Source organism: Elusimicrobiota bacterium (assembly GCA_026388075.1).
In the GTDB taxonomy this organism is placed as follows: Bacteria; Elusimicrobiota; Endomicrobiia; order Endomicrobiales; family JAPLKN01; genus JAPLKN01.
In genome coordinates, this window is record JAPLKN010000062.1 from 1 (window position 1) to 20,240 (window position 20,240).

Here is a 20,240-nt window from a genome sequence, read left to right on the forward strand (position 1 = left end):
GCAGCAATATTTGCATATATATCAGTTGCGATTTCCGGCAAACCGCCGGACCAAGGACATCCTTACGGGCATGAAAAAGCGGAAAATGTATCCGGCGTTGTTGAAGCATTGCTTATTTTTATTGCTTCGCTACTTATTATTATTGAATCCGTTAGAAAGATTATTAAACATGAAGAAATTGAATCGATTGGAATAGGTTTTGTCGTAATGCTGGTTTCGGCTATTGTTAATTTCTTTGTTTCAACAAGGCTTTACAAAGTTGCGCGCGAAGAACATTCTATTGCGCTTGAAGCGGACGCATTACATCTAAAAGTTGATATGTATACTTCCATTGGAGTTGCGGCAGGATTATTTGTTATTTGGCTGACAAAGCTTAATTTTCTGGATCCGATTCTGGCTATTTGTATAGCTTTATTTATTTTATATGAGGCAACCGAAATGCTTATCCGCGCGTTTCAACCCCTTATGGACGCAAAATTATCAGATACAGAAATAGAGGCAATCAAACAAGTTATGACCGACCATCAAAATATATTTGTTGATTATCATGAGCTCAGGACACGGCGTGCAGGAAATATCAAGCACATCGACCTGCACTTAACCATACCTCAAAGAATGACTATAAAAGAATTTCACGATATCAGCGAGCATCTAGAATCTGACATACAAAATACTCTTGAATATACAAGAGTCCTAATCCATGCTGAACCCTGCGATAATTTATGCAATACCTGCAATTTCAATATTAACTGCAAATACCGATAGAATATTTTTCTTTAATATTCGATTTTTCCCAATTGAACTAACAGAAATGATAAAACTGCTTAATAGGTTTCGTTATGTGCCACTTGCACTTAATTCCGCAGGGGAAATGGACAAAATCGCCTTTTCCTATTCTAACCTTTTCACCTTCGGAAGTTTCAACCTCTACTTCCCCTTCAAGTAAATAGCAGTCTTCATTGTCACCGTAGTACCAATCAAAACTGCTTTCTCCCTGCTCCCATTTAGGCCAAGAAGTGATGCCAAGCGCTTTAGCTTCTTCTTCCGACAACTTCTTGATGGTGATACCCATAAAACCTCCCGGCTCACCCGTTATGGTAAAGTGAGCTCTTTTAAAATGTTTTAATTCATTTCCCTACTTTAAAAATTATTTTTTATTTCTTTCCATCGGAACAAATGCAACTGGCAAAATTTCTGCATTCATCCCGAGATTGGGAATCACTTCAATAGTATACACTTCTTTGCAAAGTTCGGCAAGCACTGCTGCCTGGTAGCCCGAACCGGTGCCTATTTCAAGAACTCTCTCATTCCCGTTAAGTCCCAGTTGTTCGCTCATAAAAGCTACAATGTAGGGTTGAGATATAGTTTGCCCATCACCGATCGGCAAAGGATGGTCTTCATAAGCAAATGGTATTTCATTTTCAGGAACAAATTTATGACGCTCAACTTTTCGCATCGCATCAAGAACGCGTTTATCATTGACTCCCCGCGACTCAATTTGATTTTCAACCATCTCCTTCCTCTTAAACTCAAAAGTTTCCGGCATTTCTTTTGCCTGAAACTGACAGGAAGGAGTAGATATTGCAATGCTTAAAATTATTAATCTTAGAATTTTCATAATGAAGCTCAATGGTCTTACGACCATAGTGTCTGTGGTTTCTTCGGCTCGCCTCGCTGCCAGCCTAGATGCTAGGCGGGATAGTTTTCCCTGCCTCCGCCATTGGCGGACGGTGCGAAGGCGGATAAAAAAGGCCAGAGTATGCAATTTAAGGCTTAATTAATAGCCCTGTTAAATAGCTGCAAATTCTGACCCCGAACATTTATAATACCCCCTTCTTTAGCTAGTTCTTAGAATGAGGTTTTATTTCTTTTCTACTTTGTCACTTTTTTGAATACCGGTTCCGGAAACTGCTTTTGCTTTGGAATATTTAGGTTTAACTTCTACAATTTTTATTTCACCTATTGTTTTATCTTCGCTGCCAAGAGATTCTCCGGTTTCAGGATCGGTTATTTCCTCGCCCTTTCTTACTACTTTGAAAATGTCGCCGGCTGCAATTCCAACATTTTCGCCGCCATTTATAGTTATCGTGCCGTCTTCTGCTATGGCTGCAACCGCTCCTTGCCAGCTTCCGCCGATTTTATCTATCACTTTTGAAACCGCATCCTGTACGGCCTCTCTTGTAGCTTTTCCGACTAAAGACGAGCTAAATTCCGGACTGCCCATACTTACATTTGTGGGGAGAATATCGGCATTGCTAATATCTACCGCCTTCGTGCTTTTTTTACCCTGACCGGTTGCGGCGGCAATAACTTCTGCATTAGTGGTATCAATAATGCGTATATCAAGCCCAACATTTGCAGAATGACTTTTAACTCCCACACCGAAAGCTCCCAGATTACTGGATTTTGTGCCAAATTCATTAACACTTCCTATCACCATATATTGAACTCCGAGTATTTTTCCTAACTGCGCTGCGGTCTGAGCATTAACTGCGCCGCTTAACCCGATATTCTGCTCTTTCATAACGGTTTCAAGCTCGGCTCGTTCCACTACCCTTACTTTCTTGGTATTTGTAAATTCTGTCACCATCATATCGGCAACACCTTCGCCGATGTCATAACCGTATTCATGATGGCCTGTCTTGTCTTCAAGCTTCATAACAGCTATTCTGGACTGTGCGGCAACCGCATAGCTAATAAATACTAACATCATTGAAAGAGCAAATAAAACTTTTTTCATTTTTCCTCTCCTTTTAAAGATATTTCATTTCAAGGACTAAGTAAATCAAAAAATCTTTATTCTTAAGCTTAATCCTTATAGCTTATTGCTTATCAGATTAAAAATATATCAAAATTTTCTTATATTGGCAACATAATATTTGCTTATCGCAAAATTTAATATTCAACCGAGGGCACTTCAGGAAATTTTATTGGGACTCCGGGTTTATGGCATTCAATAACTCTCATTGACTTCCACTTTCCGCTTAAAAAACGGAACAAAAATACGAATCCCAAAAGAGCTATATAGACCGATACAATTGTCCATCCCATATATATGCCGCCATGAAATAATTTTATCGCAGCATAGCTGGGCAAAACCAGCACAAATAAAGAAACTAAAGTTATAACTTTAAACACATAGTGCGTATCTCCCGCTCCCTTAATAGCAGATTCAAAAACAATATTCATTGTATCAAACAACGAATAAGCTGCAACGAAACGAAGCAAAATTATCACCAGATTTTGAATAACAGCAAATTCTGCCTGATTATTTTTTGTGGCGAAAGGTAAAATAAAAATGCTGGGAAGAATTACATAAAGCAATGATATGGAAGCCATATATCCAAAAGTTATATGAAAAGCGGAATATACGCTTTTTTCGGCAATATCCGGACGGTTTTTCCCAAGATATTGGCCGACTAATACAGAGATAGCAATTCCTCCGCCAATCATAGGCATAAAGGCTATTGTATTGATATTAAAAGCTATATTGGTTGCGGCAAGGACAGTAGTTCCTAAAGAGCCGAGTATTAAAATAAATAAAGTAAAACCGGCTATATCAATAAAAAACTGCAGTCCGCTGGGAAATCCAAACCATACGATTCTTTTTAATAATCTCCAATTAAACTTCCATCCTTTTAAGGTGTTATATAATTTGTTATTTTCACTTTTTGCAAGTATTACAAAATACATTAAAAATGTGGAAACACCTGAAAGAACCGTAGCAATTGCCGCTCCTTTCATTCCCCATTCCGGAAAACCTCCGTAACCGAATATCATCAAATAATCAAGAATTATATTGACAAGTGTTCCTATTATATTTACCCACATTACAGTCCATGTTTTTCCCAGCCCAGAAAAAAATCCGGACATTGCGCCGGAAGCAAGCTCCGGAAAAGCTCCCAGACAAAGAATTTGGAAATAGATTATTTCATTTTTTCTTACGGGAAGATCGTGGCCAATAATATTAAAAATATTCCCGGATTGAAAAGCTAGAACCAGCAAAATCAAAGAACCTAAAACTGAAATATAAATACCCTGCCAAACCGCAGGCCCTATTATTTCATTTTTTTTCGCTCCGTAATACTGGGCAACAAATGTTCCGACATAGCTTGCCGTACCCATAAAAATGCTCATCAGAGTAAAATTCAGCATCCCCGACGGCATAGACGCAGCAATAGCTGAAGGAGAATACCATGTCAAAAACATTCTGTCTATAAAATGCTGGATTGACCATGAACTTGTGCTTAAGATCAACGGGAAAGCAAGAGTTATGAATTCTTTATAACCGCCTTCAGTTTTCCAGCGGTTAGAAATTGAAAATAATAAATTTTTGATTTTCACAATGGCAGGAATCCCTTTAATAAATTATTGATATAAAATTATAATTTTAGAGCTATCCGAATTTTATGATATGTCCCAGCCAAAAAACAAAAGCAATCGCTATGATGTGAACTATCCACCAGCCCGGTTTAGGGAACATAAATCTAAACATAATTTCTCCTTACGGATATAATATTAATTTCAAATATTAAACATCAAATATCAAAAATACATATCAAAATTTATAATTCTTTACTGCCCATTTTTGGGGGGCAAGTACCAAGGGTCATGGCTTAAGAATTTATACGGGTTTTTTTCCTAATTCTTGCTACTTGCCCCTTGTTCTGTTATTTTTGATTTTTTATTTGTCATTTTGAATTTTGATATTTGATATTTCATTAATAGCTGCCAATCAAGTTTTAACCTAATTTTGACATTATCGCCATAATAAATGGCCGGCAGAGTATACTAGCGCAACTAATACAAAATGAACGCCCCACCATCCCATATTAGGATATCTAAAATATTTTCCAGTGTGAGGGGTATCAACCGCAGCCATGCGGTTTAGATCAAATAGGGCTTTTCCTATGAAAAACTTTGTGAGAAGAATGGCTATATCTGGAAACGTCGTATTCAGAAATAAACCTTCTAAGGAAATCGGGCCCCTCATATTCGCATAGGAAAAATGCGCCATGGTAATTATACCGATGATTACAAAAAATCCGTTAACAACATAGGCATATTGAACAAGATTTCTGAAAAGAAACATAAAAGGTATTATAACAATACTTATTATTCCCAAAACAAAAGGTAAAATATATGAAATTGCTTCTGCCGGCGGATGGATTCTTAAATGAAGCAGCCAGCCGCCTAGCGAAATAAAAAAAAGTCCCGTAATCAGCAAGTATCTGATGTTCTGTTTTTGTGTCATTTTACTTCCACATTTATTTAATAAGAACAACCTTTTGTCTTCAATACCTTTCCTATGAAATAATGGTATATATTTAGTCTTTTAGTGTCAAACTGCCACTCTATTCGTAACCATTTTTTTTAACAAACCACATTTTAACTTTCTGAACCAGGAAAAGATAACTTATAACAATCAGAATTAATGCCACAAAATAAGTTGGAGGCGGAATCACAAATCCGAAATGTGGACCAATAGGCGAGAGTGGAATCAAAATTCCAAAAAACACAATTAAAATAGAAGTAAACATAAGAAGTTTACTTGGCATACTTTCCAAAAAAGGAATTTTCCCAGTTCTGATAATATAAATTGCTAAAGTCTGGGAACAAAGGGATTCAATGAACCAGCCAGTATGGAACAATTCAGCATTTGAATGAAAAATAAAAAGCATAACGCCGAAAGTTAAAAAATCAAATATGGAGCTTATTGGACCAATTGTCAGCATAAATTTTTTAATATAATTTACATTCCATGGCCGCGGCCTTTTAAGATAATCTTCATCAACTTCATCAGTCGGAATTGCAGTTTGGGATAAATCATAAAAGAAATTATTTAAAAGAATCTGGATTGGCAGCATCGGGATAAATGGAAGAAATAAACTTCCCCCTGTCATAGAAAACATATTACCGAAGTTTGAACTTGCACCCATTTTAATATATTTAATGATGTTTCCAAATGTTTTTCTTCCTTCTAAAACGCCAACCTCAAGCACCATAAGACTTTTCTTAAGCAATATTATATCGGCTGATTCTTTTGCAATATCAACCGCATTGTCAACTGAGATACCTACATCTGAAGCCTTTAAAGCCGGAGCATCATTTATTCCGTCGCCCAAATAACCCACTATATGCCCGTTCTGATGCAAAGCATGAATTACTCTTTCTTTTTGAAGAGGCGAAAGGCGTGCAAAAACTGTTGTGGTTTTAACTTTTTCTTGAAGTTCTTTATCTGAAAGTTTTTCTACCAAATCACCGGTAGTAAGATCTTTTACATCAAGGCCCACCTCGGTGCAAATTTTTTTAGTAACAAGCTCGTTATCGCCAGTAAGAACCTTTAGTTCAATGCCTAACGCTTTCATGGCGATAATGGCTTTTTCGGCTGACGGTTTTGGAGGGTCAAGAAAAGCGAGATACCCCAGTAAAACGAGGTCCTTTTCATCTTCTTTTGAATATATTTCTTTTTTCTCTTCAATGTTCTTATATGCGATAGCCAAAACTCTAAAACCATCGGAACTTAAAGTATCGTATTCTTCCTTAAGGTCTGCTAAAAGGACCTCTTCAATATCCAATATTTCGTTATCAAGTTCATATTTCTTGCACCTTTTAAAAATTTCTTCAGGAGCACCTTTCGATATCAGTTTGTGTTTTCCTTCATCTTCAATAACAACTGACATTATCTTTCTTGAAAAATCAAAGGGCATTTCATCAAATTTTTTATGCTGTTTTACTAGAACCTCCGAGTGTTTAAGTATAGCTTTATCAAGTAGATTTTTGAGCCCGGTTTGATAAAAACTATTGATATATGCCCATTTCAATACTTCGTCGCTTTCTTTTCTAACAACATCGCAATGTTTCTCAAGAACTATTTTATCCATCGTAAGAGTCCCTGTTTTATCAGTGCACAAAACATCCATCGCTCCAAAGTTTTGTATTGAGCTAAGTCTTTTTACTATCACTCTTTTTTTAGACATGTTTATTGCGCCCTTGGAAAGATTCATCGCGACTATCATCGGCAGCATTTCAGGGGTAATGCCGACGGCTACTCCTAAGGAAAAAAGGAAGGCTTCAACATAATTTTTTCTCAGGATAGAATTTATTGCAAAAATCACGACTATCAACACCATCATCGTCCGGATCATCAGCCAAGTAAAAGTATGGATTCCCTTATCAAATCCTGTTTCCACCCTCATTGTTGCAAGCCTTTTAGAAAGCTCGCCAAACTGGGTAGAAATCCCCGTTTTGATTACCACTCCAAACGCCGTTCCGCTTACAACAGCCGAACCCATGAATGCTATATTGTTAAAATCAGCAACAGAACTTTTTCCATTTTTTATTGGAAACGGAAATTTTTCGATAGGAAATGCTTCTCCGGTCAGCGATGCCTGGTTAACGAAAAGGTCTTTAGCTGAGATAATCCTTAAATCTGCAGGTATCATATCTCCGGCAGATAAATCAATAATATCCCCGGGAACCAGGAATTTTATTTTTATATCTTTTGCAACACCTTCCCTTATTACGGTTGAGGTAGTGCGGACCATTTCGCTTAGCTTTTCAGCCTCTTTCCCGGCACGGTATTCCTGAACGAAAGACAATAGGACGCTCATAATTGCCATCAAACTTACTAGAAGAGCGCTTATTTGCTGGCCAAAATACATTGAAAAAGCTGCAATTATTAGTAAAACTACAACAAGAGGATTGGCGAATTTCAATAAAAATTGGATAAAAATAGTTCTTCTTCTTTTCTTCGCTGGTTCGTTAAGGCCGTATTCTTTAAGTCTAGCCTCTGCCTCTCCCTCATTCAGCCCGGAAACAGCGGTTCCCAAGTTTCTTAAAACATCTTCCGCTTCAGAACTTATATAATCAAAACTCCAGGATTGCGATTTAACTTTAGAATGGTTTCTATTAATTAAACCTAACAAATTTATTAATTTCATAATATCAAATTCGCTCCGTCAAAAGATTTTATAACGATAGATTTTACTGATTTATTAATAATTTTGCAAAAAAAGTTATCTATTATATGCAGATTTTGCAGTTCCCTTTCTTTCAAGTTTTCCCCAGCCGATATGTATTCCATGCAGGGCGGTTTTAAAAGATTTTATAGCCACGGCATACATAATCTGTCTATAAAAAAATCGCTGAAAGAAAAGCCAGAATAATAATTTTTTATTTTCCTTTTCTAAACTAAATGCAACCAAAGCCCCGGCAAGCTCTATTAAAAAGAAAAACACGTACATAAATGCGATATAAGAAAGATTGCCCAGCGCTATAAAGAATGGCTGCCAGTCAAAACGAAGAACTCCCCTTAAAAGCCAATAATGGAATGAGGTTATGACAGTCCAAAAAATAGTAAAATCTATAATCGGCGAAAGAAGCTGAAAAACTATCTGAAACAGCCATAAAGACGGCATCATTACCCAGCCGAAGCCGCCAAAACGGCCGAGCATATCTCTGTGTTTCCACAGACATTGTAATGTCCCAAATGTCCAGCGGAATCTTTGTTTAAAAAGTGTTTTTAAGGTATCGGGCGTTTCCGTATATCCGAATGCTTGAGTTTCATTTTCTATTCTCCAGCCATTTTGCCTCAACCGCCATGTTAGATCCATATCTTCAGCTAAGGTATCGCTTCTAAAATCCCCCGCACCCAGCACGGCCTCCCTTCGCCAAGCTCCGACGGCGCCGGGCACCACGGTTATCGCATTCATATATGAATACGCCCTGCGGTCAATATTTTGGCTGGTAATATATTCTATTTCTTGCCAATAAGTCAAAATATTTATTCTGTTTCCGACTTTTACATTTCCTGCAACTGCCCCGACTTTTTTATCAGCAAAATGCCTTATCAGTTTTGATATAGTATCCCTTTCAAAGATGGTGTCGGCATCAAGACAAATTATTATTGCTCCCGAAGTTTGTTCAATTCCCTTATTTAAAGCTGCCGCTTTTCCCAGATTCTCTTGCCTAATTATTCTTATCTTGGGATTATTTCCAAAAAGACTCTGCGCGACATTAAAAGTATTATCTTTTGAACCGTCATCAATCAGAACAATTTCAAGGGGCTCGTATTTATTTTCCAAAACTGCATGAACGGTTTTTTCTATAACTTTTTCTTCGTTATAACAGGCTATAACTACGCTAACAAAGGGATGGTATTTATCGTTAAAAATATTTTTCTTTTCCCGTTTCCTTGAAAAAAGTGCCAGAGTTATTATAAAAATAACTTTTAATGTTCCTAGAATAATCGCTATAATAAAAAACAAGTGCAAAAGAACTTCAAATAAATAGGTGATTTCAAATACAATTCTGTCAACTCCTATCAAGACATTATCCTTAGAGTTGACCCTAGGCATAATCGTGTCCCTTGTCGTATTCATCAATTCAGATACTTTAACAAACTTGTATCCCTCTTTAGAAAGAGTTTTTACAATAGGTTCTACAGCTGCCACGGTTTGAGAACGGTCTCCGCCTCCGTCGTGCAAAAGCACAGCATTACCGTGCCCTTCATGAATTAATTGAATAACATTATCAGCGATGTCTTTTGAAGTGCGATGTTTTACTTTGCCATTCGGCAAAATCTCTGTAAGATTCCAGTCCTGCGGGTCAATATATTCCCCAACAGTAATATAACCGAATTTTGAAGCAAACACTATAGGCCAGACTTCTTCTGCGCTTGTTGGCTCTGCATCAGCATTAAAGGGAGCTCTGAATAAAATAGTGGACCTCCCCAGAATGCTTTGTAAAATTCTATCAGTGCTATTCAGTTCCATTCTTGCACGTGTTTCTGAAATTTCCCCCATATTCGGGTGAGTCCATGAATGGTTGCCGATTTCATGTCCTTCTTCCCAAATGCGCTCAGCAACATCAGGATGACGTTCAAGATTTTCTCCTATGCAGAAAAAAGTGGCATAAATACCTAACTGCTTTAGCTTATCCAATATTTCAGAAGTGTAGGGCTCATAAGGCCCGTCGTCAAAAGTAAGAGCAACCATTTTGGGCTGAAGGCCGTTTCTTTCAAAAACAAAAGCAGACGGAAATGCTTCATAGGTTTCATCTGTGCACAAGCCGCTCAATTGGTCAATATCAATTGTGCGCAATCCTTTTTGCGGCATAGATTTAATTCTTAAAATATCACCCTCTCCTATGAAACTTACGTCATAAGGATAACTCATATTGTCCAATTGAGTCATATCCATCGGTTTACTTATGCGTTCATGGTCAAAAAAACTCCATATTGACGGATCTTCTGACCCCAGGACCCAAAGTACAGCACCTTGAATATTTTCTTTTTGCGCTATTTCCCACTGATTGGCTGCTGTTACGGCATCAAGAAACCAAACTTCATGCATATTATTGCCATCATCCCTATAGCTGAAAGTCGGGTTAAGCGCGCTGGGATCAAAATCAATTATCTCAGCTGGCTTTTCATCCGGACGGTTATCCTTTGCGGTAATTAAAACTTCCTGAAAAGTCAAAGAATCCGCCCTTTTCTTTCTTTCATTCCAGTCATAAGCATAGTTTCCAAGCCCTACAACAAGTTTTTCTCTCGGAATTCTTTTAAGAGATTTCTTCAGAAGTTCTGTATACCATCCAACTGAAAAAATCCGGCATAAGAGCATTTGTTTCATCGTCAAGTTTTTCAAAATCGATATTAATTCCCTGAAAATGATTTTCTAAAAGCCAATTTTTTAAATTATTTACAAACTTTTTTTGTTTTATCTTATTTGTTAAAAGGAATTTAACTCTTTTAAGGTCAAATTCACTGCCTTGAGCATTATTAATCATAGGCATGATTACTAGATTATTTTTTCGAGCAATTTCAACAACTTCCTTGTTATGAAAAAGTATTTTGGGGTTCCAATCATAAAGGTCAAGGTTTTCACCGTCCTTAGATAGATGCAGCCACTCCGGAATAAGCTGCGTCAGCTTATCTGCGTGCGCCTTTAGCGAGTGAATACCTGGCTCCTGCCATACTGTGTAGAATGCTGCAACAACTTTTTCACCTTTGCTTTTAATATTTTTTGACTTAATATTTTTTTGTTTATCTTCAATCAGTAAAGAATTTACTTCCCGCCGAATCCTGTTCAAAATATATTTCTGCATCTGCTTTTTTCTAACAGGAATTTTAGGAATAATTGAACGAAGAGTTCGATGCACTGGAGCAGAAATATTAAGAGCCGGACCTTTTGAAGGAATAAATATCAGACTTACCAAAAAAATTGAACCTATTAGACCAAAAATCACACCTAGTATCAATGCAATTCTTTTGATAAATGGCCATCTTTTTTGAGAGTCATCGTAGAATATATGTCTTTGTTTCATTTTTTTAAGAAAACAGGGACACCGCCTAATTAAATAAACCGAAATGAAAAGTAGGCATTATCCCTTTTTTAAAATTAATTTTAATATATTTAAAGAATCCTATCTTATTTCTTCTTTTCTTTTAATTTAAACGCATCTAAAAATTCATTTATGCTTTCCCAATACAAAGGGCTATAGCTCATACTGTTATGATCTGCTCCTTTGATTGACACAATTTTATAAGGCCCGCCCCATTTTTTAACAAGGTTTTCGGAAAATTCCGGCTCAACGGTAGTATCCTGATCAGCAATTAAAACAAGTAGAGGTGCGGTAATGGATGATGAAAATGAAATTGAGTCAAATTTATGCCTCAAAAGCAAACCAATCGGAGCGTAAGGGAAATCTTTTTTTGCAATACTTATCAAACTATCGTAGGGTGAAACAAGAATTATCCCTTTTGCTGACCTGTTTTTTGCCAAATAAACGGCAACCCCTGTGCCTATGCTTCTTCCAAAAATAACGATGTTTTTATTATCAATATCATTTCTTTGGGAAAAATAATCGTATATAGCTAAAGCATCGTTATAAAATTCCTTTTCGCCGGGTTTTCCTTCACTCAATTCATAACCCCTATAGTTTATCAAACCTAGCGACCATTCTTTAAAATATTTTGACTGTTTTATTACGTCTGAAAGAACGTCCGCATTTCCTCCGAAATATATTATAAGCGGTGTTTTCTTATTAATTGTATTTTTTACAAGCCACCCTCTAATTATCACATTGTCAGAAGTTTTAATACTGACTTCTTCAGCATTTTTATATTTTGTTTTTATTTCCTTTAAAGTACTAATAGGTGTTGACTGAGGGAAAAAAATGAATTTTTCCTGACTGAAATATAATAATGCCATAAAAGCACAATAGGCAATAAAAACACTTACAGCAATTCTTGTAAATGACTGAAATAGCGAACCCATTTCTACCAACCTCCTCCACCGCCGCCGCCGCCCCCACCGGACCCTCCGCCACCGCCGCCTCCGCTTGAAGATCCCGGAGCCGTAGAAGATGATGATATTGCGCTTGTAAAAGAACTTGCAAAGGAAGAAGCAAAAATTGGCAAGCCGGATGCAGCCCAGGCAGTTCCGGAATACCAAGCGGGCGAATATTGGTTTCCGCCGACCGTAGCCGTAGAAAACACATCAGCAAAATATTCGGCCCACTTTTGTTCCACTCCTAAAGCTAACGCATACGGAAGATATTTTTCAAATATTTCAGGTTTTTTTTCAGGCTGAATAATAAAATTCAGCCTGTCCTTTTCTGCAACGGAAAGATACATTTTAAATCCTTCAATCTTATCCATCAATTTCCGCCCCAAAACCGTTGGAGCTTTCAAAAGATAATAGAAAATGATATTAAGTGAAACCATAAGAATCAAAATTAAAAATATCGGAGCGGAGGTGGCATTAATAAATGCAAATGTGCCAAAAACTTCTCCGGCTATAAAAGGAATGCTAAAAAGTGTCAGAAAAATAGCGGCTCCGCTGGAATATAGCCTGCCTATTCCTGTTCCATACAAAACACCCTTCCATAGGCTTACCACTTGCGTTAATAAAGCCGCAACACCGAATGTCCATATTGTAAGCCAGATTGACATAAATATTGCTAACGATGACCTGTCTGCATCGCCTGTAAACACGCTTGCTGCAATAAATACAGCCGAAAATATTGCTCCGGGTATAAAAAAATTTACATTAGTAACAAAATGGTGTTTTTCATAATTTGTTTGTAATGATTTTTTTAATATTTCTATCGAATTACGAATTATTTCGTGATTAGTATTCTTAAGATCTATCTTTCCGGTACCACTCACTAATGAGCCTAAAATATTTTGTTCTGTTTTATCCAGAAGTTCTTCATTTTTACCCGTTCGAATAATGCTATACGCGCCGTTTTCATTTTCAATTCTAAGAATCCCTTTCACCGCCAAATTTATCAGCATAGCTGCAAACGCTTTATTATCATAGCCCATTTTCATTACAAAACGCATTGCTTGAGGTGAAATATTATCAGGCGGAGAATAAATGGGAATTATTATTCCTTTCTCGGGGTCTTTACCTACCTTAGCCCAGGCAACGAAATAATAGAAGAAAATAACGACAAAACCGATAATTCCCAAGAAAAGATTTTTATTATCGCGCAAAACATATATAATTTTTTCTTTCAATGCCGGCTCTTTCACAAAACCTTTTTGCCATGACAATAGGATTGTAAACCCTTCATAAGATTTAAGCGGCCGAGTGATAATAAAATTTATTTTCCCGGACGGATCCATATCTTTTGAAAAATACTTATTCCGAGAACCTTGAGGCCCGGTAAAACCATCTATTTCAATAATACTTTTTGAGGCGCCTTCGGGAAGCACAACGGTAGCAGAAGCTTCATCTATCGGGAAAAACCACCCGTTTCCCGTTACGTTCCAATAAAGTTCATCCTTATCCTTAAAAAAACCCAGCTGGCGGTTTGTATAATATTTTATTTCATATGTATATTCTCCGGGAACAAGTAAAACATCTTTTCTGCCGATATAAATACGTATCCCATTGATTTTATTCCCAAAATGGTACGGCTCGCTTATGCCGTTTTTATAGACACCGATTAATTTAAAATCTACCTTGTAGGTGTTTCCATATATATCCTTGTATTTTGTCGGGAAATCTCTATATATCCCGTGCTTTATTTGACTGCCGACACAAGAAACCTTAATGGTTTCATTTACCAGCATTGAACCGTCTTTTTGAACAGAAATGTCGCTATGCCAGTTCAGAATTCTTTCCGGCTCTTGCGCCATTAAACAGTTACCGCAAACAGTCAATAAAAATGCCAGAATTAACAATATTTTTTTATTCATGCTAGTTTTATCTCGGGAGGCATTTTTTGAGTTGCAAACTCTATCTCAAAAAAATCCTCAGCTTTAAACTTAAATAAATTGGCCACGATGTTAGAAGGAAAAGACAATATCAATGTATTATAATCTCTTACGGTACCGTTATAATAGCGCCGCGCATATTGAATCTGTTCTTCCACATTAGATATGTTTTTTTGCAGGTCAATAAAGCTTTGGTTTGCTTTAAGGTCAGGATACGCCTCAGCTACGGCAAGCAATGTTTTAGCTATTTTTGATACGTCATTTTGTAACGAAGCTTTTTCGTTTATTGTTTGAGAAGACTCTATTTTACTTCTCATTTCAGTAATTTTTTCAAACAATCCTCTTTCATAAGTACTATATGATTTAACCGTATCAGCAAGCATGGGCAAAAGGTCAAACCTCCGTTTCAGTTGAACATCTATGTCGCTCCATGCCGCTTTCACTTTGTATTTCAGGGTTATAAGCCTATTATAGAGAATAATAAAAATCAAAATAGCAATTGAAATTAATGTTAATACATAAACCATAAGACCTCCCTAGTATCCTAATTTACGAATTCCTTCTTCAGAAAAACCGAAATAATGGCCGATTTCATGAATAACCGTTTTAATTATCTGATTTTTCATTTCTTGATGACTTTTAAATACCTGCTCAAAACTGCTTTTATAAAGTTCAATTCTTGTCGGTTCAGTCTGCATATTAAAAAATCTTCCGTAAGGAACTCCGATAAATATTCCAAATACTATTTTTCCTTTATACCTTTCTAAAACGGTTGCCGGAGGGTTTTCGCGCGGAATAAGTTTTATTTGATTCTTTTTTAAAATATCTTTAAATTCTTTTGGCAATCTCGAAACTGCTAAATTGATAATCTTTTCAAATTCTTTGAGAGTCATATTGTTATTGGATTCATTTTATTTTTCTTGGGCTTTCAGTTTTTGTAGCTACCTGTCTACTGTCTGCCCTTCGACTTGGTTCGACTTCGCTCACCACGGGACGCTCAGGGCTATGCTAACCCCTACCTACTGTCTTCACCCATTCCATACTTTCCCACAAGAGGAACAAAAGTGCAGCCATCAAGCTTTTGAATTGTCATTTTCCCATTAATTTTTTCAACTACAGAACAAAGCTGAAAATAACGTTCCCCCAAAGGAACAACCATTTTTCCTTTTTCGGCCAGTTGTTCAAAAAGTTTCGGCGGAACTTTATCGGCGGCGGCAGTAATTAGAATTCTGTCAAACGGGGATTTTTCGTCCCAGCCAAGAGTTCCGTCGCCAGTTTTAAAAAATATATTTTTGTAGCCCATTTTATTCAAAATCCTCTGAGCATTACTTGATAAAACCTCTATTGTCTCAACTGTATAAATTTCATCGGCCAGTTCAGCCAGGACAGCTGTTTGATAACCTGAGCCCGTACCTATTTCTAATACTTTTTCTTTACCCGTTAGCTTAAGCAATTCGCTCATCCATGCAACCATATACGGCTGAGAAATTGTCTGCCCTTCTCCAATGGGAAGAGGCCCGTCTTCATAAGAAAATTCCTTTAGTTTTTCAGGAACAAATAAGTGACGCGGCACTTTTTCCATTGCAGATAAAACCCTTTTATCGGATATCCCTCTCGGTATAAGCTGTTGCTGAACCATTTGCAATGTATTTTTGTCCATATTATTGAACCCAAATTTTGCAACAGGTTGCAAAATTTGTCCCGAAGGGACAGCCCGTCATCGACAAGCTGGGTTAACCCCGCACCATTTTTAACTTGCACAACTAAATGTTTGCAGGGTTTCCAGCTGATATTCATTTAAAGTGCTTTAATTTTCAGCATTTTTCAATGGTGCGGCACTACGTGCAGATTTTTCTATTGCAAAATCTGGGTTGAATTTTCATCTTCTAGAATTAATCTAATTTATAATTTTTTTGTGGAAAAATATGATAAAAATTCCTTTACTTATGTTAAATTTAAGTTTATCAAAAGAGTAGCAATATTTCAATTGTTTCTAAAAATAAAAAAGCCCAATTAACATTGGGCTTTTCTTTAAGCAAAATGAAATATTTTTAAGTTCCTGACTGCCATGAAGCAAGATATTTTACCTGTTCAGGAGTCAGCGTGTCTATAGTTATCCCCATAGTTTTAAGTTTTATCCTTGCTATTTCTTTGTCAATATTTTCAGGTACGGAATAAACTTTTTTCTGAAGTCTGTGAGCATTTTTTACTATGTATTCTGCGGACAATGACTGATTTGCGAATGACATGTCCATAACACTGGCTGGATGCCCTTCCGCCGCGGCAAGATTTATTAACCTACCTTCGGCCAATAGATATATTTTTTTCCCGTTTCGCAGAACAAATTCTTCAACAAACAGTTTTGCTTCGCGCGTTGATTTACTTATCTTCTTTAAACCCGGGATATTGATTTCATCATTAAAATGCCCGGAATTACATACAATTGCTCCGTCTTTCATAAGTTTGAAATGATGCGTATCAATTACATTGAGGTCCCCTGTTAATGTTACAAAAATATCCCCTATCGGTGAAGCTTTCGCCATGGTCATTACCTGAAATCCGTCCATAGTTGCTTCTATCGCCTTTAAAGGATCCACCTCCGTAACGATTACGTTAGAGCCCATTCCTTTGGCTCTCATCGCAACGCCTCTTCCGCACCAGCCGTAACCTAGAACAACAAAATTCTTTCCGCATAAAAGAACATTAGTTGCTCTGATAATACCGTCCAATGTAGACTGGCCGGTACCGTATCTATTATCAAAAAAGTGCTTTGTCAGCGCATCATTTACCGCCACGATAGGATAAGCTAAAACTTTATCTTTTTCCATTGCCCTTAGACGAATAACACCGGTTGTTGTTTCTTCGGTGCCTCCGATAATATTCTTAAGCAGGTCTCTCCGTTTAGAATGAATCACTGAAACCAGGTCGGCGCCATCGTCCATTGTAATACTTGGTTTGGCATCCAGCACCGCATTGATATGTCTATAATAAGTCTTGTTATCTTCCCCTTTTATAGCATAAGTTGATATACCGTAATGTTTTACTAACGCTGCCGCTGTATCATCCTGAGTAGAAAGCGGATTAGATGCGCACAGATTAATATTTGCTCCGCCGGCTTTCATCGCTATCGCAAGGTTTGCAGTTTCAGTAGTAACATGCAGACAGCATGACATCGTTACGCCTTTTAACGGTTTTTCTTTTTCAAACCTTTGGCGGATCTGCCGCAATACGGGCATTTCCCGTTCGGCCCATTCAATTCGTTTTTTTCCGTGATCTGCCAGTTTAATGTCTTTTACATCGTATTTCATTGAACCTCCGATAGTCGCGTCCTTTCAGGACCTATTTCATTGTTCCGGCTCGATAGGTATGGCTCGACTGGCTTCCGCCGCGGCGGACCGGAACGCTCCCCGAGGGAAACTAAGTTTCCCTTCGGCGCTCCCCCTCTGCTCCGCTTTTTGAACCAAAACATCGGGGATCGCTGAACCCTTCTAAAAGGATTTGCTTCATTGTGATAAGAAATGCTTATTTGTATATATTTTATTACTCGCTATTTACAGTTTTTTACATTCCGGTTGCTTTACGCAGATCATTAACCTTATTTAGTTTTTCCCAAGTAAAGGTTTCGCCGTTTCTTCCAAAATGGCCGTAAGATGCTGTCGCTTTGTATATAGGCCTTCTGAGTTTGAGATATTCTATCATTCCTCTGGGCGTTAAAGGAAATAATTTTCTGATTATAGGCTCCAACAATTGCCCTGATATTTTTCCTGTATGATGAGTGTCTATCATAACTGAAACAGGATCTGCTACACCGATAGCGTAAGCAAGTTGTACCGTACATTTTTCTGCCAAACCCGCCCCCACTATATTTTTTGCGATATGTCTTGCCATATAGCATGCGCTTCTGTCTACTTTCGTGGGATCTTTTCCGGAAAACGCTCCGCCTCCATGTGCTGCCATTCCGCCGTAAGTATCAACAATAATTTTTCTGCCTGTCATTCCGGTATCGCACTGAGGCCCGCCGATAACAAATTTCCCTGTAGGATTAATGAAATATTTTGTTTTCTTATCTACCCATTTTCCAACAACAGGCATGATAACTGCGTCAATAATTTCCTTCCTGGATTTTTCGGTTATCTTATGGCCGGTCTTGTCCAAAATCTCTTCTGTATGCTGGGATGATACGACAACCGTATCTACCCTGTATGGTTTCCAATCCTTATATTCAACTGTAACCTGAGATTTGCCGTCAGGCCCAAGATATTTTAATATGTTTTTCTTTCTGACCTCCGCCAACCTTAAAGTTAGTTTATGCGCAAGCATTATCGGCAAAGGCATTAATTCCGGAGTTTCTTTGCAGGCATAGCCGATCATTAAACCTTGATCACCTGCTCCGCCGGTATTAACCCCCTGAGCAATATCCGGCGATTGAGTATGAATTGCATTTAGTATTGCGCAAGTTTCATGATCAAAGCCATATTTCGGATGATTGTATCCGATATCTTTCACTATGTCTCTTGTAAGCTTGTGCACATCAAACAAAGCTTTAGTAGTAATTTCACCTCCAACAATAACCAAACCCATAGTTATGAATGTTTCACAAGCTACTCTGCCTAACGGGTCCTGCCTTAATACTTCATCCAAAACACCGTCTGAAATTTGATCGCACACCTTATCCGGATGCCCTTCTGTTACTGATTCTGACGTGAAAACAAAGTCTTTCCCTTGAAACAATGATTTTTTCACTTTTTAACCTCCCTATTTTTTAATTATAATTTCAAAAATCGGGAATTAGGGACACTTCCCATATTTTTTACTAAAATATAATAAAAGTCCCATACGTCATATTTAAATGAGTTACATAAAAACTAAAAAATATGGGAAGTGTCCCTAATTCCAATCACTTACCGCTTACTACTGATTTTTTTAGTCAATATTTAGTACTGTGCCTTCAAAAACTGAAATATCTTCAGAAACTTCTGCTTTATAACCTATCACACAGTTTTCTAAACGAACATTCTTTGCAACTTTAACATTTTCCCATAAAATAGAATTCTTGATTACTGCTTCTTTATCTATTTTTGAAAAATCCCCGACTGTAGTATATCTGTCTATCACCGCGTTTTTGCCGATAAAACAATTACTCCCTATGACGCAAGGAGCATATAATTTTGCTCCTTTCTCAATTCTCGTCCCTTCACCAATCCACACGCCCGGTTTAATCTGTTTTCCGGGAATGTTAAGCCTTATTTTTCCTTCCAAGGCATCCCGAACGCCTCTTCGGTATTCTTTTATATTTCCCACATCAGTCCAATAATCTTCGGTTACATATCCGAATATACGTTTTCCCTTTTTTAAAAGATCGGGCCAAACCTGAAAACCAAAATCATAAAGTTTATTTTTAGGTATATATCTAAATATTTCAGGTTCAAAAATATAGATGCCGGTATTCACGGTATTTGCAAAGACATCGCTCCATTTTGGTTTTTCAATAAACTTCTTTATTTTGCCGGAATTATCAGTAAGAGTTACTCCATATTCAAATTTTGAATCAATTGCTTTAAGCACCATGGTACCTAACGCTTTTTTCATTCTGTGGAATTTTAAAGCTTTAGAAAGATTTATATCTGTCAGCCCGTCTCCGGACATGACCACAAAAGTAGAATCAAAATAATCTTCCATTTTTTTTACGCCGCCCGCAGTGCCCAAAAGTTTTTTTTCAAAAGAATATTTGATATTAATTCCAAGCAAAGAACCGTTTTGAAAATGTTCCTTTATAGTTCCGGGGCAATAATGGAGATTCAAAATTACTTCATTTATGCCGTGTTTTTTCAGATTTTCTAATACGTGTTCCAAAACAGGCTTATTTACTACCGGAACCATCGGTTTCGGAATCTCATATGTTAAAGGCCTTAACCTTGTTCCGGCGCCTGCAGCCATTACAAAAGCTTTCATAATAACTCCAAATACGTTATAAGGTTAAAATGTTAGAAGGTTAAAAGTTTAATAATTT

The 20,240-nt window shown here is 37.3% G+C and carries 16 protein-coding genes and 1 pseudogene; 1 reads left to right on the forward strand and 16 read right to left on the reverse strand.

Going from position 1 to position 20,240, the window contains the following annotated elements:
• On the forward strand, nucleotides 1-765 hold a 765-nt coding region (locus NT145_03240; protein MCX5781707.1), incomplete at its 5' end, for a cation diffusion facilitator family transporter.
• Between the two features lie 37 nt (nucleotides 766-802).
• Here the strand turns inward: NT145_03240 and NT145_03245 are convergent.
• The 16 genes and pseudogenes from NT145_03245 to NT145_03320 form a co-directional block, all read right to left on the reverse strand.
• Nucleotides 803-1,096, reverse strand: coding sequence for a cupin domain-containing protein (locus NT145_03245; GenBank protein MCX5781708.1), 294 nt, complete (start codon nucleotides 1,094-1,096; stop codon nucleotides 803-805).
• 111 nt (nucleotides 1,097-1,207) lie between these two features.
• Nucleotides 1,208-1,546 (reverse strand): annotated as a pseudogene (locus tag NT145_03250) (protein-L-isoaspartate O-methyltransferase).
• Nucleotides 1,547-1,861: 315 nt separating this feature from the next.
• Nucleotides 1,862-2,740 (reverse strand): hypothetical protein, encoded by an 879-nt coding sequence (locus NT145_03255; GenBank protein ID MCX5781709.1) that lies wholly within the window; start codon nucleotides 2,738-2,740, stop codon nucleotides 1,862-1,864.
• A gap of 155 nt (nucleotides 2,741-2,895) precedes the next feature.
• Nucleotides 2,896-4,344, reverse strand: coding sequence for an MATE family efflux transporter (locus tag NT145_03260; GenBank protein ID MCX5781710.1), 1,449 nt, complete (start codon nucleotides 4,342-4,344; stop codon nucleotides 2,896-2,898).
• 415 nt (nucleotides 4,345-4,759) lie between these two features.
• Entirely contained in the window at nucleotides 4,760-5,254 is a 495-nt protein-coding gene (locus tag NT145_03265) for a hypothetical protein (protein ID MCX5781711.1), read from the reverse strand.
• A 100-nt stretch (nucleotides 5,255-5,354) separates the two neighbouring features.
• A complete protein-coding gene (gene mgtA / locus NT145_03270) occupies nucleotides 5,355-7,943 on the reverse strand; it encodes a magnesium-translocating P-type ATPase (GenBank protein ID MCX5781712.1) in 2,589 nt (862 codons plus the stop codon).
• 75 nt (nucleotides 7,944-8,018) lie between these two features.
• Nucleotides 8,019-10,634, reverse strand: coding sequence for a glycosyltransferase (locus tag NT145_03275; GenBank protein MCX5781713.1), 2,616 nt, complete (start codon nucleotides 10,632-10,634; stop codon nucleotides 8,019-8,021).
• Nucleotides 10,564-11,328, reverse strand: coding sequence for a hypothetical protein (locus tag NT145_03280; protein ID MCX5781714.1), 765 nt, complete (start codon nucleotides 11,326-11,328; stop codon nucleotides 10,564-10,566). Before NT145_03280 ends, NT145_03275 begins: the two co-directional genes overlap by 71 nt.
• Before the next feature lie 104 nt (nucleotides 11,329-11,432).
• On the reverse strand, nucleotides 11,433-12,281 hold the full coding sequence (locus NT145_03285; protein ID MCX5781715.1) for a hypothetical protein: 849 nt from the start codon (nucleotides 12,279-12,281) through the stop codon (nucleotides 11,433-11,435).
• Between the two features lie 2 nt (nucleotides 12,282-12,283).
• A complete protein-coding gene (locus NT145_03290) occupies nucleotides 12,284-14,212 on the reverse strand; it encodes a DUF2207 domain-containing protein (protein MCX5781716.1) in 1,929 nt (642 codons plus the stop codon).
• A complete protein-coding gene (locus NT145_03295; protein ID MCX5781717.1) occupies nucleotides 14,209-14,757 on the reverse strand; it encodes a LemA family protein in 549 nt (182 codons plus the stop codon). Before NT145_03295 ends, NT145_03290 begins: the two co-directional genes overlap by 4 nt.
• 9 nt (nucleotides 14,758-14,766) lie before the next feature.
• Nucleotides 14,767-15,123, reverse strand: a complete 357-nt coding sequence (locus NT145_03300) for a metallopeptidase family protein (protein ID MCX5781718.1) — start codon at nucleotides 15,121-15,123, stop codon at nucleotides 14,767-14,769.
• Between the two features lie 122 nt (nucleotides 15,124-15,245).
• Complete coding sequence (locus NT145_03305; protein ID MCX5781719.1) at nucleotides 15,246-15,890, reverse strand: protein-L-isoaspartate(D-aspartate) O-methyltransferase; 645 nt, start codon at nucleotides 15,888-15,890, stop codon at nucleotides 15,246-15,248.
• 391 nt (nucleotides 15,891-16,281) lie between these two features.
• Complete coding sequence (gene ahcY, locus NT145_03310; protein MCX5781720.1) at nucleotides 16,282-17,538, reverse strand: adenosylhomocysteinase; 1,257 nt, start codon at nucleotides 17,536-17,538, stop codon at nucleotides 16,282-16,284.
• Between the two features lie 253 nt (nucleotides 17,539-17,791).
• Nucleotides 17,792-18,973: a methionine adenosyltransferase gene (metK, locus tag NT145_03315; GenBank protein MCX5781721.1), complete on the reverse strand. Its 1,182-nt coding sequence runs from the start codon at nucleotides 18,971-18,973 to the stop codon at nucleotides 17,792-17,794.
• 180 nt (nucleotides 18,974-19,153) lie between these two features.
• Nucleotides 19,154-20,182 (reverse strand): NDP-sugar synthase, encoded by a 1,029-nt coding sequence (locus NT145_03320; GenBank protein MCX5781722.1) that lies wholly within the window; start codon nucleotides 20,180-20,182, stop codon nucleotides 19,154-19,156.
• Nucleotides 20,183-20,240: the final 58 nt, after the last annotated feature.

What these genes read in the sequence shown, in the direction of transcription:
- NT145_03255 (MCX5781709.1), bottom strand. Translation starts at nt 2,740, where the DNA reads ATGAAAAAAGTTTTATTTGCTCTTTCAATGATGTTAGTATTTATTAGC.
- NT145_03265 (MCX5781711.1), bottom strand. Translation starts at nt 5,254, where the DNA reads ATGACACAAAAACAGAACATCAGATACTTGCTGATTACGGGACTTTTT.
- mgtA (MCX5781712.1), bottom strand. Translation starts at nt 7,943, where the DNA reads ATGAAATTAATAAATTTGTTAGGTTTAATTAATAGAAACCATTCTAAA.
- NT145_03275 (MCX5781713.1), bottom strand. Translation starts at nt 10,634, where the DNA reads ATGAAACAAATGCTCTTATGCCGGATTTTTTCAGTTGGATGGTATACA.
- NT145_03280 (MCX5781714.1), bottom strand. Translation starts at nt 11,328, where the DNA reads ATGAAACAAAGACATATATTCTACGATGACTCTCAAAAAAGATGGCCA.
- NT145_03285 (MCX5781715.1), bottom strand. Translation starts at nt 12,281, where the DNA reads ATGGGTTCGCTATTTCAGTCATTTACAAGAATTGCTGTAAGTGTTTTT.
- NT145_03290 (MCX5781716.1), bottom strand. Translation starts at nt 14,212, where the DNA reads ATGAATAAAAAAATATTGTTAATTCTGGCATTTTTATTGACTGTTTGC.
- NT145_03295 (MCX5781717.1), bottom strand. Translation starts at nt 14,757, where the DNA reads ATGGTTTATGTATTAACATTAATTTCAATTGCTATTTTGATTTTTATT.
- NT145_03300 (MCX5781718.1), bottom strand. Translation starts at nt 15,123, where the DNA reads ATGACTCTCAAAGAATTTGAAAAGATTATCAATTTAGCAGTTTCGAGA.
- NT145_03305 (MCX5781719.1), bottom strand. Translation starts at nt 15,890, where the DNA reads ATGGACAAAAATACATTGCAAATGGTTCAGCAACAGCTTATACCGAGA.
- ahcY (MCX5781720.1), bottom strand. Translation starts at nt 17,538, where the DNA reads ATGAAATACGATGTAAAAGACATTAAACTGGCAGATCACGGAAAAAAA.
- NT145_03320 (MCX5781722.1), bottom strand. Translation starts at nt 20,182, where the DNA reads ATGAAAGCTTTTGTAATGGCTGCAGGCGCCGGAACAAGGTTAAGGCCT.